Source organism: Tessaracoccus caeni (assembly GCF_029211185.1).
GTDB classification, from domain to species: Bacteria; Actinomycetota; Actinomycetes; order Propionibacteriales; family Propionibacteriaceae; genus Arachnia; species Arachnia caeni.
In genome coordinates, this window is the sequence record NZ_JARGDO010000005.1 from 1 (window position 1) to 15,406 (window position 15,406).

At 67.6% G+C, this 15,406-nt stretch carries 12 protein-coding genes; 6 read left to right on the top strand and 6 right to left on the bottom strand.

Going from position 1 to position 15,406, the window contains the following annotated elements; all coding sequences use genetic code 11:
- Positions 1 to 126 precede the first annotated feature (126 nt).
- The 6 genes from tpiA to rapZ form a co-directional block, all read right to left on the bottom strand.
- A complete protein-coding gene (tpiA, locus tag P0D62_RS05725) occupies positions 127 to 906 on the bottom strand; it encodes a triose-phosphate isomerase (RefSeq protein ID WP_275701672.1) in 780 nt (259 codons plus the stop codon).
- Positions 906 to 2,117: a phosphoglycerate kinase gene (locus P0D62_RS05730; RefSeq protein ID WP_275701673.1), complete on the bottom strand. Its 1,212-nt coding sequence runs from the start codon at positions 2,115 to 2,117 to the stop codon at positions 906 to 908. Before P0D62_RS05730 ends, tpiA begins: the two co-directional genes overlap by 1 nt.
- 105 nt (positions 2,118 to 2,222) lie before the next feature.
- Positions 2,223 to 3,218, bottom strand: a complete 996-nt coding sequence (gap, locus tag P0D62_RS05735; RefSeq protein ID WP_275701674.1) for a type I glyceraldehyde-3-phosphate dehydrogenase — start codon at positions 3,216 to 3,218, stop codon at positions 2,223 to 2,225.
- A gap of 173 nt (positions 3,219 to 3,391) precedes the next feature.
- Entirely contained in the window at positions 3,392 to 4,372 is a 981-nt protein-coding gene (gene whiA / locus P0D62_RS05740; RefSeq protein WP_275701675.1) for a DNA-binding protein WhiA, read from the bottom strand.
- Between the two features lie 19 nt (positions 4,373 to 4,391).
- On the bottom strand, positions 4,392 to 5,333 hold the full coding sequence (locus tag P0D62_RS05745) for a gluconeogenesis factor YvcK family protein (protein ID WP_275701676.1): 942 nt from the start codon (positions 5,331 to 5,333) through the stop codon (positions 4,392 to 4,394).
- Positions 5,330 to 6,181 (bottom strand): RNase adapter RapZ, encoded by an 852-nt coding sequence (gene rapZ, locus P0D62_RS05750; protein ID WP_275701677.1) that lies wholly within the window; start codon positions 6,179 to 6,181, stop codon positions 5,330 to 5,332. The genes P0D62_RS05745 and rapZ overlap by 4 nt, the downstream gene beginning before the upstream one ends.
- A gap of 194 nt (positions 6,182 to 6,375) precedes the next feature.
- On the opposite strand from rapZ, the gene P0D62_RS05755 reads away from it, so the two are divergent.
- The 6 genes from P0D62_RS05755 to P0D62_RS05780 all read left to right on the top strand — a co-directional run bounded on the left by P0D62_RS05755 (position 6,376) and on the right by P0D62_RS05780 (position 15,404).
- Complete coding sequence (locus tag P0D62_RS05755; protein ID WP_275701678.1) at positions 6,376 to 6,822, top strand: helix-turn-helix domain-containing protein; 447 nt, start codon at positions 6,376 to 6,378, stop codon at positions 6,820 to 6,822.
- A 401-nt stretch (positions 6,823 to 7,223) separates the two neighbouring features.
- Entirely contained in the window at positions 7,224 to 8,672 is a 1,449-nt protein-coding gene (locus P0D62_RS05760; protein WP_275701679.1) for a glycoside hydrolase family 1 protein, read from the top strand.
- Entirely contained in the window at positions 8,672 to 10,615 is a 1,944-nt protein-coding gene (locus P0D62_RS05765; RefSeq protein WP_275701680.1) for a beta-glucoside-specific PTS transporter subunit IIABC, read from the top strand. The genes P0D62_RS05760 and P0D62_RS05765 overlap by 1 nt, the downstream gene beginning before the upstream one ends.
- 93 nt (positions 10,616 to 10,708) lie before the next feature.
- Complete coding sequence (locus P0D62_RS05770) at positions 10,709 to 11,548, top strand: PRD domain-containing protein (RefSeq protein ID WP_275701681.1); 840 nt, start codon at positions 10,709 to 10,711, stop codon at positions 11,546 to 11,548.
- Positions 11,549 to 11,640: 92 nt separating this feature from the next.
- Positions 11,641 to 12,936, top strand: coding sequence for an SWIM zinc finger family protein (locus P0D62_RS05775; protein ID WP_275701682.1), 1,296 nt, complete (start codon positions 11,641 to 11,643; stop codon positions 12,934 to 12,936).
- Entirely contained in the window at positions 12,933 to 15,404 is a 2,472-nt protein-coding gene (locus tag P0D62_RS05780; RefSeq protein WP_275701683.1) for a DUF6493 family protein, read from the top strand. Before P0D62_RS05775 ends, P0D62_RS05780 begins: the two co-directional genes overlap by 4 nt.
- The last annotated feature ends 2 nt before the right edge of the window (positions 15,405 to 15,406 follow it).

The window sequence follows — 15,406 nt, forward strand, 5'->3', positions numbered from 1 at the left end:
GGGGTCAAGAACCCCCAACCTCCCCCGCCCGCCCGGGGCCCCCCGCGTTCCCGGGGGGGCGGCGGGCAAAAAACCGCGGGGGGGGGGCACCTTGGGTCCCCCCCCGACGTCGTCTGTATCAGGTGATCAGAGCTGGTAGAACCGCACGATCGCCGCGAACTCGTCGGGCTGAAGGCTCGCGCCGCCCACCAGAGCACCGTCGATATCGGGCTGCGCCATGATCTGCGCCACGTTGCCCGACTTCACCGAGCCGCCGTACTGGATGCGCACCGCGTCGGCGGCCTCCTGGCCGTAGACCTCGGCGATGTCCGCGCGGATGGCGGCGCACATCTCCTGGGCCTGCTCGGAGGTGGCGACCTCGCCGGTGCCGATGGCCCACACGGGCTCGTAGGCGACGACGATGCCCGCGACCTGCTCGGCGGTCAGGCCGGCCAGGCTGCCGCGCAGCTGCGCCAGCGTGTAGCTGACGTGCTCGCCGGCCTTGCGAATGTCGAGGCCCTCGCCGACGCACACGATCGGAACCATGCCGGCAGACAGCACCTTGGCGGCCTTGGCGGCGACGATCTCGTCGGTCTCGCCGTAGTACTCACGACGCTCGGAGTGACCGACGATCACGTAATCGACGTTCAGCTTGCTGAGCATCGAGGTGGAGATCTCGCCGGTGTAGGCGCCGTTGTCGTTCTGCGACACGTTCTGCGCACCGAGACCGAAGCGCAGGCGGTCGCCGTCGATCAGGGTGCGCACGGTGCGGATGTCGGTGAACGGCACGCAGAACACGGCCTCCGACTGCTCCGGATCCCAGCTCTTGTCGATCAGGGTGTAGTTGATCTTCTCGACCAGTCCGGTGGCCTCGACGTGGTCGATGTTCATCTTCCAGTTGCCGGCCATGATGGGCTTGCGGGTCATCAGTTCTCCTCCAAAACGGCGATACCGGGCAGTTCCTTGCCCTCCAAAAACTCCAGCGACGCGCCGCCGCCGGTGGAAATGTGGCCGAACTCGTCGTCGGCATGGCCCAGCACGCGCACGGCCGCAGCGGAGTCGCCGCCGCCGACCACGGACAGGCCGTCGGTCTCGGTGAGGGCCTGCGCCACCGCGGCGGTGCCCTCGGCCAGAGCCTTGATCTCGAAGACGCCCATGGGACCGTTCCAGAACACCGTCTTGGCGCCCGTGATGGCCTCGGCGTACAGCTTCTCGGTCTCAGGGCCGATGTCGAGGCCCATCTTGCCGTCGGGGATCTTGTCGGCCAACACGATCTCGACGTCGCCGTCGACGGTGCGAGCGTCGAAGTTCATGCCGTTGGCGACGCGCACGTCGACGGGCAGCAGGATCTGCTTGCCCGCGTTCTTGGCGGTCTCGACGTAGTCGAGGCAGGTCTGCAGGTTGGACTCGTCGAGCAGCGAGTTGCCGATGCCGCTGCCCTGAGCCTTCAGGAAGGTGTACGCCATGCCGCCGCCGATGACCAGGGTGTCGGCAACCTTCAGCAGGTTGTCGATGACGGAGAGCTTGTCGGCAACCTTGGCGCCGCCGAGCACGACGACGTACGGGCGCTCGGGGGTCTCGGTGAGCTGCTTGAGGATGCCCACCTCCTTGGCCACGAGGTAGCCGGCGGCGTTCGGCAGCAGCTTGGCCACGTCGTAGACAGAGGCCTGCTTGCGGTGCACCACACCGAAGCCGTCGGAGACGAACACGTCGCCGAAGGCCGCGTACTTGGCGGCCAGCTCCTGGCGGGCGGCCTCGTCCTTGGACTCCTCAGCCGGCTCGTAGCGCACGTTCTCCAGCAGGGCGACGTCGCCGTCCTGCAGCGATGCGACGGTGGCGGCAGCGGAGTCGCCGACGACGTCCTCGGCCAGCTTCACGTCGACACCCAGCAGCTCGCCCAGGCGGGCGGCGACGGGGGCCAGCGAGAACTTGGGATTGGCCTCGCCCTTGGGACGGCCCAGGTGAGCCATGATCACGACGCGGGCGCCGGCCTCGCGCAGCTTGGTGAGCGTGGGCAGCGCCGCCTTGATGCGGCCATCGTCGGTGATGTTCTTGTCAGCGTCCAGGGGGACGTTGAAGTCGCAGCGGATGAGCACCCGCTTGCCGGTGAGATCTCCGAGATCGTCAACGGTCTTCATAAGATGTGAGCCTTTCTGAGAAGGGGTGAGAACGCGGAGACGGCCCCGCGACCCCGAAGGTGGGGTTCGCGGGGCCGTCCCTCAATGCACCGTGGTGCTAGCTGATCAGAGCTTGGAAGCGACGAGCTCGGTCAGGTTGACGAGGCGGTTGGAGTAGCCCCACTCGTTGTCGTACCAGCCGACGACCTTGACCTGGTTGCCGATCACCTTGGTGAGCGGAGCATCGAAGACGCAGGAGGCCGGATCGGTCTCGATGTCCTTGGACACGATGGGATCCTCGGTGTACTTGAGGATCTTGCCGTCGGCCGCAGCCTTGACGATGGCGTTGACCTCTTCGACGGTGGTCTCGCGGGCGGCCTCGAAGGTGAGGTCGGTGGCGGAACCGGTGGGGGTGGGAACGCGCATCGCGTAACCGTCCAGCTTGCCCTTCAGCTCCGGCAGCACGAGCGCGACGGCCTTGGCCGCACCGGTGGTGGTGGGAACCATGTTGAGGGCCGCGGCGCGCGAGCGACGCAGGTCGCTGTGCGGGCCGTCCTGCAGGTTCTGGTCCTGGGTGTAGGCGTGGATGGTGGTCATCAGGCCCTTGACGATGCCCAGAGCGTCGTTCAGCGCCTTGGCCATGGGGGCCAGGCAGTTGGTGGTGCAGGACGCGTTGGAGATGATGTTGTGCGCGTCGTTGTCGTAGAGGCCGTCGTTGACGCCCATCACGATGGTGATGTCCTCGTTCTTGGCCGGAGCCGAGATGAGCACCTTCTTGGCGCCGGCGTCGCGGTGCGCCTGAGCCTTGGTGGCGTCCACGAAGAAGCCGGTGGACTCGATCACGATGTCAACGCCCAGGTCGCCCCAGGGCAGATCGGCCGGGTTGCGCTCGGCGAAGGCCTTGATCTCCTTGCCGTCGACGAAGATCGCCTCGTCGGTGTAGGTGACCTCACCGGGGAAACGGCCCAGGATCGAGTCGTACTTCAGGAGGTGAGCGAGGGTCTTGTTGTCAGTCAGGTCGTTGACTGCCACGACGTCGAGGTCGGCACCCGAGGCGACCAGAGCGCGGAAGTAGTTACGGCCGATGCGGCCGAAGCCGTTGATTGCAACCTTAACGGTCATATGAAGTGATCTCCTTCGAGATACCTGTGCTCCACAACGTTGGGGATTTCCTACGAGCGGAACAACAAACGGACGAAGCCCATCCTAACCGCACTACAGGGCGTAGGCGATAGGGGGGTCCGGTTCTGGTCACCCGATGTTCATCAACCGTTATATGGCCTTGTCACGCGAGCTCAGGCATCCCTGAGTTCGGGCGGCAGGCTCTCCTCGGTGGTGGCGATCCCCTGGCTGCGAGCGGCCCTGTCGGCCGCGGTGAGCAGGCGTCGGATGCGACCCGCGATGGCGTCCTTGGTCAGCGGCGGCTCGTGCAGCTGGCCGAGTTCCTCCAGGCTGGCCTGGCGGTGCTCCAGCCGCAGTTTCCCCGCGGAGGTGAGGTGATCGGGCGCGTCGGCGCCGAGGATCTCCAGCGCCCGCTCCACCCTGGCCGACGCCGTGACCGCGGCCCGGGCCGAACGCCGGAGGTTGGCATCGTCGAAGTTGGCCAGCCGGTTGGCCTGGGCGTGCACTTCGCGACGCATCCGTCGCTCTTCCCAATCGAGCCGGGTCTCCTGGGCACCCATCCGGGTGAGCAGGTCGGCGATCTGCTCGCCGTCGCGCACCACGACGCGATCGACGCCGCGCACCTCGCGCGATTTGGCTTCCACCCCGAGCCGGCGCGCGGCACCGACCAGCGCCAGCGCCGCCTCGGATCCGGGGCAGGTGATTTCCAGCGCCATCGAGCGTCCGGGTTCGGTGAGCGAGCCGCGGGCGAGGAAGGCGCCACGCCACACCGCCACCTGATCGGCCTGCGAGCCTCCGACGACGGTCGGCGGAAGGCCGCGCACGGGGCGTCGGTTGCGATCGATCAGGCCGGTGAGGCGTGCGAGCTCCTCACCCTGCCGGCCCACGCGCAGGCAGTACCGCGTTCCCCGGCGCAGGCCGGAGGCGTTGATCACCATCAGCTCGCTCTCCACCGAGTACAGCTCGGCGAGGAAACGGCGCAGCCGACGCGCGGCCGCCGACGTGTCGAGCTCGGCCTCCACCACGATGGACCCGGCCACCAGGTGTAGTCCCCCGCCGAAGCGCAGCAGCGAGATCGCCTCCGCCCGGCGGGCGTTGGGCTGCGCGGCAGGCACGGCGGCCAGCTCCGACTTCACCTTCTGGGTCAACGCCATGCGGCACCTCTTCCTTCGGTCATCCGATGACCTCGCTGAACACCGACGCGAGCCGGTTGATGTCGTGGGTGGTCGAGCCGTCCCTGGCGCGCAGGTCGGCGATCACGACGTCGCCCCCGAGAGCGGCGACGAAACGCTCGAGATAACGATCGGCGAACGCGACGTCGACGATCACCTTGTCCAGGCGCAGCTCCGGCGCGTGCTCGGCGAGCAGCTCGATGTGCCTGGAGGCCGTGAAGCCGTCGGTCTCGGCCGCAGAGGCGATGTTGAGCACCAGGATCCGGGTGGCCTTGGTACGCCCGATGGCGGCGGCGAGCTCGGGCACCAGCAGGTGCGGGATCACGCTGGTGAACCACGATCCAGGACCGAGCACGACGGCGTCGGCCTCCTCGACCGCGGCGACGGCCTCGGGCCGGGCCGGCGGCCGATCGGGCACCAGACGCACCGATTGCACGGTGGCCATGGTCTTGGCCACCGTCGACTGTCCGGAGAGCGTGCAGATCTCGTCGGGCTCCATGGGGTCGAGGCCCAGCACGTCAGCCTCGATGTCGAGCGGCACCGAGCTCATCGGCAGCACGCGACCGCGGGTGCGCAGCAGATCGCCCACCATGTCGAGGCCTTCGACGGGGTCGTCGAACTCCTGCCAGAGCCCGGCGATCAGCAGATTGCCCACCGCATGACCGGCGAGGGGGCCGCTTCCGTTATATCGGGCCTGCAGCACGCTCGCCCAGGTGCGCCCTACTTTGTCATCGGAGCAGAGCGCGGCCAGCGCCATGCGCAGATCCCCGGGCGGAAGGCAGGCGAACTCCTTGCGGAGCCGGCCGGAGGAGCCGCCATCGTCGGCGACCGTCACCACGGCGGTGAGCTGGTCGGTGATCCGGCGCAGCGCGCTGAGCGAAGCGGAGAGCCCATGCCCGCCGCCGAAGGCCACTACCCTGGGGAGCTGTCGCAAGCCGCTCACTCCTTCCCTAGGTCGCGGTGCAGGATGCTGACGGTGACCCCCTGTTCACGCAGCCGAGTCGCCAGTTCTTCGCTCATCGAGGTCGAACGGTGCTTGCCGCCCGTGCAGCCGACGGCGACCGTCACCTGACGCTTGCCCTCGGTGAGGTAACCGGGCGCGACATCGATGAGTAGGTCGAGCATATGCTGCTGGAAGCGCTGCGCCTGATCGTGTTTGAGCACGTAGGACGCCACGTCCTTGCTCAGACCCGACTTGGGCCGCAGTTCCGGGATCCAGAACGGATTGGGGAGGAAGCGCACGTCGAAGACCATGTCGGCATCGACGGGCACCCCGTTCTTGAAGCCGAACGAGATCAGCGCCACCTTCAGCTGGTCGCTGGCGTCGTCGCCGAAGTGGTTCACGATGCGCTGCACGAGCTGACGCGCATTGAGGCGAGTGGTGTCGACGACGATGTCGGCGTCGGCCCGAAGCTGAGCCAGCAGCTCGCGTTCTTTCCTGATGCCGTCCAGCAGACGCCCGTCGCCCTGCAGCGGCAGCGGCCGACGGTTGGACTCCTGCCGCTGCACGATCACGTCATCGGTGGCCTCCAGGTACACCATGGTGATCCGGAAGCCACGATCCCGGAGCCGCTCCATCGCCCTGGGCAGCTGCGCGAAGAGCGAGCGGCTGCGCACGTCGGTGACGACGGCGATCCGGTGCTCCCCCACCTCCTCCAAGGACTCCGACAGCGCAGGCAGCATGGCCGGCGGCAAGTTGTCGACGACGTACCACCCCAGGTCTTCCATGGCGTGAGCGACGGTACGACGACCCGCTCCGGACAGACCAGTGATGATGGTGAACTCCTGCATGGGCCACAGCCTATCGATGTTGCCGAGCGGGCGACGTTCTCGATCTCCGCTGCCGGTCGACACGTCCCACCCGCTGAGGTGCTTGTCTCCTGATCCGTCAGGCACCCGAACTGACACTCGTCGGTCGCCACGTGGCCACGCGGGTAGCACTCTCACCCCTTTCGAATATTTCGATTCAAGCGTATGCTTGGTGCATGTCTTCACCGACGACAGAGCCGACGACCGTCCTTCCGCCTGCTGATATGGAAGCGATGCTGGATCTATCACGCTTCCTCGCGCATGTCACGGAGCCGGCCGCTCTTCTGGGGCCTGATGGTCAAACGGTGCCGTTACCAATGGAGGCCTATCAGGTGTTGGTCAAGGTGGTCGAGTCGATGGGTGCGGGCAAGGCGATCACCGTCGCGCCTCTCGATCAGCGGCTCACCACACAGGAGGCGGCCAACTTCCTTGGAATCAGCCGGCCTACCCTGGTCAAGCTGATCGATCACGGCGAGATCGCTCATGAACGCCCAGCTGGAGGTCGCCATCGTAGGGTCCGCCTCAGCGACTTGGTGGACTATCAGCGTCGCATGCGAGCCGAGCGGCGCGCCGCGTTGGACGACCTGACCGAGCGGGCTGCAGCGGCCGGACTTTATAAGTGAGTCCGAGGGGCGTGTCCCGGCGTGGCGTGGCCGCGCGTCCTGCTTCGTCGCTCCCGTATACGCGGCCGCAGCCTTCTTGGTGATCTCCCCTCCGCCGCCGGCTTGCCGGCTCACACCCCAACGCGTCAGGCCGTCAGGGTTCCCTGCGGAAAGGCTGTTAAGCACAGCTCCTGACAACGCGGAGGTCTTGCGTAGCCACGTCGGGTCATTGACATTCGCGCGAGAGCAGATCTAGAGTGGCGCCTGTCCCTTCGGGGGCCGAGCATTGGGCATGTCACTCAGCGATGAGGCAAGGACTCAGGCTTCGGATGATTTTGTGTCGTCCGGGTCGGGGTCCTTTTTTGTTTGCCCGAAGCTCGTTCGCTGCAAGACCCAACGAGACATCGAGAAGGAGCAGTTTTATGCAGTATGACGTCGTTCCCGCGTTCCCAGAGGGGTTCCTGTGGGGTGCGTCGACCTCCGCCTACCAGGTGGAGGGCGCCTGGGACGCCGACGGCAAGGGCCCGTCGGTGCAGGACGCCCGCACCCACTTCCCGGAGGGCACCACCGACTACAAGGTGGCCGCAGACCACTACCACCGCTACGCCGAAGACGTGGCGCTGATGGCCGAGATCGGGCTCAAGGCCTACCGGTTCTCCATCGCCTGGACGCGGATCCTGCCGTCCGGCGACGGTCCCGAGAATCAGGCCGGCATCGACTTCTACCACCGGCTCATCGACGAGCTGCTCGCGCACGACATCATCCCGATCGTCACGATGTTCCACTTCGATCTGCCGCAAGCGCTGGCGGAGCGGGGCGGATGGGCGAACCCGGAGACGGTGGACGCCTTCGTCAGATTCGGCGACGTCCTCTTCCGCGAGTACGGCTCGAAGGTGAAGTACTGGCTCACCATCAACGAGCAGAACATGATGATCATGCACGGCAAGATGCTGGGCACGACGACGCTGTCCGGCGACGAGGCGCAGAAGGATCTGTTCCAGCAGAACCACGGCATGTTCCTCGCTCAGGCACGTGTGATGATCCGATGCCACGAGACACTGCCCGACGCCAAGATCGGGCCGGCGCCGAACATCGCCTACGTCTACCCCGCGTCCTGCACGCCCGAGGACATGGTCACGGCTCAGGACTGGAACGCGATCCGCAACTGGCTCTACACCGATCTGGCGGTTCGCGGTCAGTACAACAACGTGGCCTGGGCCTACCTGGTCAAGAAGGGCTGGGCTCCTACCATCGCCGACGGCGACATGGAGATCCTGGCCGCCGCCAAGCCCGACTTCCTCGCGTTCAACTACTACGCCACCCAGACGGTGGCGGCTCCGAGCGGCGACGCGTCCGACCTGCGCGTGCGCGGTGCTGACCAGCAGATGGTGCGCGGCGAGATCGGCCTCTACAAGGCCGTCGACAACCCCGGGCTGCAGAAGAACGCCTTCGGCTGGGAGATCGACCCAGTCGGGTTCCGCGTCACCTTCCGCGAGCTCTGGGACCGCTACCACCTGCCGCTGCTCGTCACCGAGAACGGCCTGGGCGCCTACGACGAGCTCGCCGAGGACGGCATGGTCCACGACGACTACCGCATCGACTACCTGCGTCGGCACATCGAGCAGATCCAATTGGCGATCGCCGACGGCGTCGGCGTGCTCGGCTACTGCCCGTGGTCGGCCATCGACCTGATCTCCACCCACCAGGGCGTCAAGAAGCGATACGGCTTCATCCACATCGACCGCGACGAGTTCGACCTGCGCGAGCTGGCCCGGTCTCGCAAGAAGAGCTCCTACTGGTACCAGAAGGTCATCGAGACCCGCGGCGCCAGCCTCGACGAAACACCCCACACCGACAAGGAAGGCAACTGATGGCAGGCGTCGACTACGCAACCTTGGCCAAGGACATCGTGGCCAAGGTGGGCGGGGAGGGCAACATCGGCGCGGTCGTGCACTGCGCCACCCGCCTCCGCATCACCCTCAAGGACCGCAGCAAGGCAGACAAGGACGCGGTGACCTCGCTCCCCGGCGTCATCACCGTCGTCGAGAACGGCGGCCAGTTCCAGGTCGTCATCGGCAACAACGTTCCGAAGGTCTACGCGGGTCTCCCCGCGAGCCTCACCGCCGACCGCGAAGGCAAGGGCGACGACGCCCCGGCGAGCGGGACCGTCGTCGGGCGCATCATCGACGTCGTGTCGTCGATCTTCGCGCCCATCCTCGGCGTCATGGCGGCCACCGGCATCCTCAAGGGCCTCCTGCTCATCGCGGTGTCCGCCGGTTGGCTCACCACGACGATGCCGACCTACCACATCCTGTACGCCGCCGCCGACGCGCTGTTCATGTTCCTGCCGATGTACCTCGCGGTCACCGCCGCGCGGAAGTTCAACTCGAACCCGTACACGGCGCTCACGCTGGCCGGCGCTCTGCTTTACACGCAACTGGCCACCATCAACATGCCGGACGGTGAAGGCGGCGTCGGGCCCACCACGTTGCGAGCCTGGGGCCAGGCGGGCAACGACGTCGATTTCTTCGGCATCCCCGTGCTGCTGCAGAGCTACACTTCGTCGGTGGTGCCGATCGTGCTCGGCGTCTGGGTGATGAGCTACATCGAGAAGTTCTTCAACAATCGCATTCATGAGGCGGTGCGCAACTTCATCACCCCGCTGCTCGCGCTGGTCATCATGGTGCCGCTGACGCTGATGACGCTCGGCCCCCTCGGCGTCTATCTCGGCAACGGCATGGCCGCGCTGATCCAGGCCGCATACAGCTTCTCCCCCATCCTGATGGGCGTGCTGATGGGTGGCCTGTGGCAGGTGCTGGTGATCTTCGGCATCCACTGGGGCATCGTGCCGATCTTCATCAACAACCTGGCCACCCAGGGCTTCGACCCCGTCAAGTCGGCGGCCTTCCCGGCCGTGCTGGCGCAGGCCGGTGCGGCACTGGGCGTGTTCCTGCGCCTCAAGAACCGGCAGCAAAAGGCGATCGTCGGCTCCACCGTCATCGCCGGCATCTTCGGCATCACCGAGCCGGCCATCTACGGCGTCAACCTGCCGCGCAAGCGTCCGCTCATCATCGGCTGCATCGCCGGTGCGATCGGCGGCGGCCTCACGGGCGCATTCGGGGTCCTGGTGTTCGGCACCGGCGCTCCCGGCTTGCTCACGCTGCCCATCGGTATCGATCCGGACGGCAACGAAGCCAACTTCATCTGGCTGCTGGTGGCCACTGGCCTGTCGTTCGTGCTCGCCACGGTGGGCACCTACTTCTTCGGCTTCTCTGCAGCCGACAAGGCCAAGGACGCCGCCGACGTGGCCGCCGAGGCCGCTGCCGAGGCAGGAGAGGTTATCGCCGACGCTGCGCCATCGGCCGTCGACGTGGAGATCGCGTCGCCGATGACCGGCAGGATCATCCCGCTGGCAGAGGTCAAGGACAAGGTGTTCTCGAGCGGTGCCATGGGCCAGGGCTTCGGCGTCGTGCCGACATCCGGGCGCGTCACCTCTCCTGCGGACGCCAAGATCGTGGTCGCGATGCCACATGCCATCGGGCTGCGCACCGTCGACGGCGTCGACCTGCTGATCCACGTGGGGCTCGACACGGTCTCGCTCCAGGGCGCGCCGTTCTCGAACAGGGTGGCAAAGGGCACCGAGGTCAAGGCCGGCGATGTGCTGGTCGAGGCCGATCTCGAGGCCATCAAGGCCGCCGGGCTCGACACGACCACCGTGGTCATCGTCACCAACAGCGACGACTTCGGCACGGTCCGTCCACTCGCGGACGGCGACGTGACCGCGTCGACACCGGCCCTGTTGGTCGGCCGCTAGAAGGCACTACCCTCGCATCAATGCGGTGTGGGGGACGGACCGGACCTCGGCCCGGTCCGTCCCCCACGCCACGAGAAGAAGGACTTCCCTGGAATGCGCGTCACGCGGGTCCTCAACAACAACGCCGTCATGGTCACCGACGACGACGGCGTCTCCATCGTGCTCGGTCGCGCGATCGGCTACGGCCGCAAGCCGGGCGACCGGATCGACCCGGACGCCGTGAGCGAGCGTTTCGTCCCCGATCAGACCACCTCGCTCGACCGGCTCGCGGCCCTGCTGACCGACACACCACTCGAGACGGTCAAGGTCGCCCGTGAGATCGCTGAGATGGCGCACTCCCGGCTCGCCGTGCGCGTCAGCCAGTCGCTCATCCTTCCTCTGGCCGACCACCTCTGCTTCGCTGTTCAGCGCAGTCGCACGGGCCTGGAACTCGACTACCCCCTCCGGTGGGAGGTGACCCAGCTCTACCCCAACGAGATGGCTGTCGGACGAGACGCCGTCGACCTGGTGCGTCGACGTCTCGGCATCGACCTTCCCGACGACGAGGCCGTCGCGGTGGCGATGCACATCGTCAACGCCCAGTTCTCGGGCACCAATATCGCGCCGATGGTCGAGATGACCACCAAGCTCAACCGGATCCTCAGCCTGATCGAGGCCGAGCTGGGAACGACGATCGACCGCAACTCCATGGGCGTCGCCAGGTTCGTCACCCATCTGCGCTACCTGTTCGTTCGCCTGCACAGCCGCAAGCAGTACGAGGGCGAGGCGGTGAGCATTCGATCGGCCATCACCGACGCGCACCCCGCTGCGCATCATTGCGCCGAGCGCATCCGCTACCTGCTCACGCTCGACGACCAGTCACTGTCGGACGACGAGGTCACCTACCTCACCCTCCACATCGCCCGTCTGGCTCAGGCCGCGGAACAGAACTGAACCGCATGGGCATGACAGCGTCGGACCACTGGTCCTCGCCTGCGGGTGGATGCTGCGTCTTCTTTGTCGGAGGCAACCCATAGGCTTCAGCCATGACGGTGACCTATGCCTGGGAGTCCATCGCCGACGACCGCTCCATCGAACTGGCCACCTCGATGGCCACCGGCCCCTCGGGGCTGGTGGACAGTCCGCATTTCTTCAGCGGGTTCGTCGTCGACGCGGAGGAGTGCGCGCGCGGCATCCTGGCGGTCGCCAACGTCGCCGCGACGAGCTACTACTCGCGGATCGACTGGAGTTCGCTGGATCCCGTCGTCACCAGCGACGGCGAACGGCTCAGATTCGAGTCATTCTCCGGCTGCGGCGGGGTATACGCCCGGTTCGACCTGACGTCGCTGGACGGCGAACTCGGGGAACTGGGCACCACCAACATCGACGTCAATCCCCCGCTGCGGCACGCGCTGTCGACCATCCGCTCCGGCGAACCGCTACACCTCTCGGTGGGCCGCGACGCCGTCACCGCCACCACCAAGACGGAGACCCACGTCGAGCGGAAGGTGAAGCTGCCGGATCGGTGGGTGCGCGGCTTCGGCGAGGCCTCGGTGGCCTGCGCCACGATGCACCCGCTGGCCGAACTCGGCGCCATCGACGCGCTGCGCTTCCTTCGGTCGCTGCCACCGAATGGCCGGCGGATCTGGGTGGTGCCCTCTGGACGCACGTTGCGCCTGTCCGCCACCGCCTCTGCTGGCGCCGTCTATCTCGACGGCGCCCATCGTCTCGCCGAGCTGCTCCCGCTGCTGCGGTTCACGACCGCGCTGCGCATCTACGGTCCCACCGACGGCGGCAGCGAGCCGCGATCCAGCGCGTGGCAGCTCGTGCTGCCGACGGCGCATCTCACCCTCGTGCTGTCACCCGACGTCGCGCGTGGGTTCAGCGGCGAGGGCGGGGTGCTGCGCGACCTCGCCACCGGCGACGCGCACGACGCCGACGCCGTCCTCGACGTGTTGGCCTGGACGCCCGGCGCCGGTTCCGCAGAACTCGCCCTGGCGCTCGGCTGGGACGAGCCGCGCGTGCGGCGCACCCTCACCAGGCTGGGCACGTCCGGCCGCGTCGGCTTCGACAACGCCGACGGCCGGTTCTTCCATCGTGATCTTCCCTACGACGCCGACAAGGCCGCCCGCCGAAACCCTCGGCTGGTAGCGGCCCAACGCCTCGTCGAGGAGGGCGCCATCACGCTGGAGAACGAGGCGGCGACGGTGCGCTCCGGCGCATCGACTTACCGCCTCCGACGCACCGACGGCGGTTGGCTGTGCGGCTGCGACTGGGGGCTGCGTCACGGCACCAGTCGGGGCCCTTGCAAGCATGGTTTGGCTGTGGAGCTGAGCGCATGATCGACCTGGAGGCGCTGGAGCGAGCGATCCGGCGCGATCGCGACGCGGAAGTCCTGCGGCTGTATGACGGTGTGTCTGAGGCCGAGCGGGAGACCACGAAGCCCCTGATTCGGTCGCTGGAGAAGGAGGAGGCCGCGTGGTGGCGATCCCCCAAGTCTGACCGCCCGTTCGCGAAAAACCCGGTCGGCAGTGCCGGGCTCGCGATCGCGCAGCTCGCCACCACGCCGTCGCCGGAGCGTGCAGCCGAGGAGTTCGACTGGGGAACCTGGCCGGAGAAGACTGCCGTGGTGCTTGGGCGTCCAGCGGCCTGGCAGCGACGACTCGCCGAGATCTTGGCAGGAACGCTCATGCGGGGAGGCGCCAGCCAGGCGGCTTGGGACGTGATCGATCCGATCCTCCAGCACCTGGGGCTCCGGCACCTCGACACCCCCGACTACGCCGTGCACTGGCTGCGGCGCCAGGAGGTGACCCTCGACGCCGATGCCCAGTTCACCGTCGACCCCGAACTCCCCACGCTGCTCCTGCGGGCCTTGGATTCCGACAGATTGCACGACGCGGTTCCTCCTCCGAACGCCGTGTGGGAGGCAGAAGGGAAGCAGCGGCGGTGGGCGGAACTCGCCGGGCAGTGGGTGCGAGAAGGCAAGGTCGATCGCACCGACTTACACAATCGTGCGCTCGCCTGCCTGGTTCGGGGTGGCATGAAACCGCATCTGCGGGCAGCGCTGGACTTCGTCGAGGAGCTCTCCCCCACGCCCGAGGAGGCGCTGGCCCATCGACGGGAGTATCTGGCTCTGGTGGAGTCCAAAGAGGCATTCGTCGCGCGGCATGCCCTGGCTGCGCTTCGGGGTGCCGAGGCCGATCGTTCCACCGCCGTGATCGCCTGCGAAGTGGCCCTGACCAGGGCGGATGCCGGAGTTCCTCAGGCGGCGCTGGTCTGGTTGAGGGCCTTGGCCAAGGGCACACCGGAGGCCGCCGCCGAGGTGGTGCGCGTCGCCGGCATCGGGCTCTCCCACCCCAAGCGGATCGTGCAGGAGAAGGCCTTGGCCTTGGTCGGCAGTCTTCCGGCGGGCGATGCTGCTGCCGAAATCGCTTGGGCCATGGAGGCGGTCAGCCCCAGCATCCGAGGAGCCTCAACCGAGAGCGCGCCCGCCCTGCCCGAGCTGCCTCCACTGCTCCTTGCCCCACCCCTCCCCAGGATCGAATCCGTCGACGAGCTGATCGACTTGGTCCGCCGGGCGGCCAAGGTCGGGCCGACCTTCGGCGACGACGAGCGCCTCATCGATGGCTTCGCCCGGTTCGGGGCCTCGCTCACACCGCAGCAGAAGAAGGCACTGCCCCTCCGCGATCGGTCCGCGCACTGGCCCATGATGCTGAACGAGTTCTCTCTGATCTGGCGGCCGTCGTTGGCAGATCGCCTTCTCCTCCCGCGTCGGCCTGTCCGGGCCCGCCGCGCCCTCGCCCCGAACGTCCAGCGCGCCCGCGAAGTTCTCGGCCACCTGCAGGACGAGGTGCTGCTGCTGTCCTTCCCTCGTGACAGCACCGGGCTCGTCGATCCAGATCGACTGCTCGACGATCTTCGTCGTGCTCAGCGCGAGTCTCGGCCGGTCCTGCCGCGAGACCTCGAGGCAGCCTGGCTGCGGCTGCCGCTCGACCCAAGCCCCGGCTTCGCGGCGCAGGTGGAGGCCATCGGCGGCGAGGCCGCGTCGTGGTTGGTCAGCGAGCTACGACGTGGGCCGGTGCCCGGGCCCGAGTTGAGCCTCGAGCTGCGCGACAACTCGAACTACCCCTACGTCGCTCTCATGGGCGAGTGGCCTGGCACCTCGGGACGCGGCGGCGGTCTGCTCCTCCGACTCTCGACGCCCCGAGCGGATGGAGGCGCGCACCTCAGCGAGGAGGTGGACGTCGCACTGCTGCCGACCCTGCGCGAGGCGCTCGCTCTGCACGACTTGAAGGCTCTCGAATGGTGGCGCGGCACCGTCAACCAGACGGCGCCCCTCATCGCCTTTCCGCATCAGCAGGGAGCGCTGGGCCCGGCCAGCCACCTCGCGCTCGCCGACGCCGCCACAGCCGACCACACCCAGCTGCGCGCCGCCGCCACCGACGCCACGTTGGGCCTTCTGGCAACAGGCGCGCTCGACGGCGTGGCCGCCGGTCCGGCCTGGGCGCTGGCCGCGCCGCTTCCCAGCTACAAACTCGGACGGTGGGCGTCGCATCTGCGCGACGTGGCGGCCTCAAGCGTCGCCGGATCCCGGTACGTCTGGAACCTGCTGCGCCAGGCGCTGCCAGTGCTGTTCGAGGCGACGCGCGCACGTCCGGGAGCCGCCGACCTGGTCGGCATCGCGGCCGAGGCGGCACTGGTCGTCGGGGCGAGAGAGTCGGTTCCGGGACTCGACGCGGTTGCCGACAGGTCCGGCTCGGCGCGCCTCACCGTCGAAGCCCGGCGTCTACGCACGGTGCTCTCCGGTTAGAG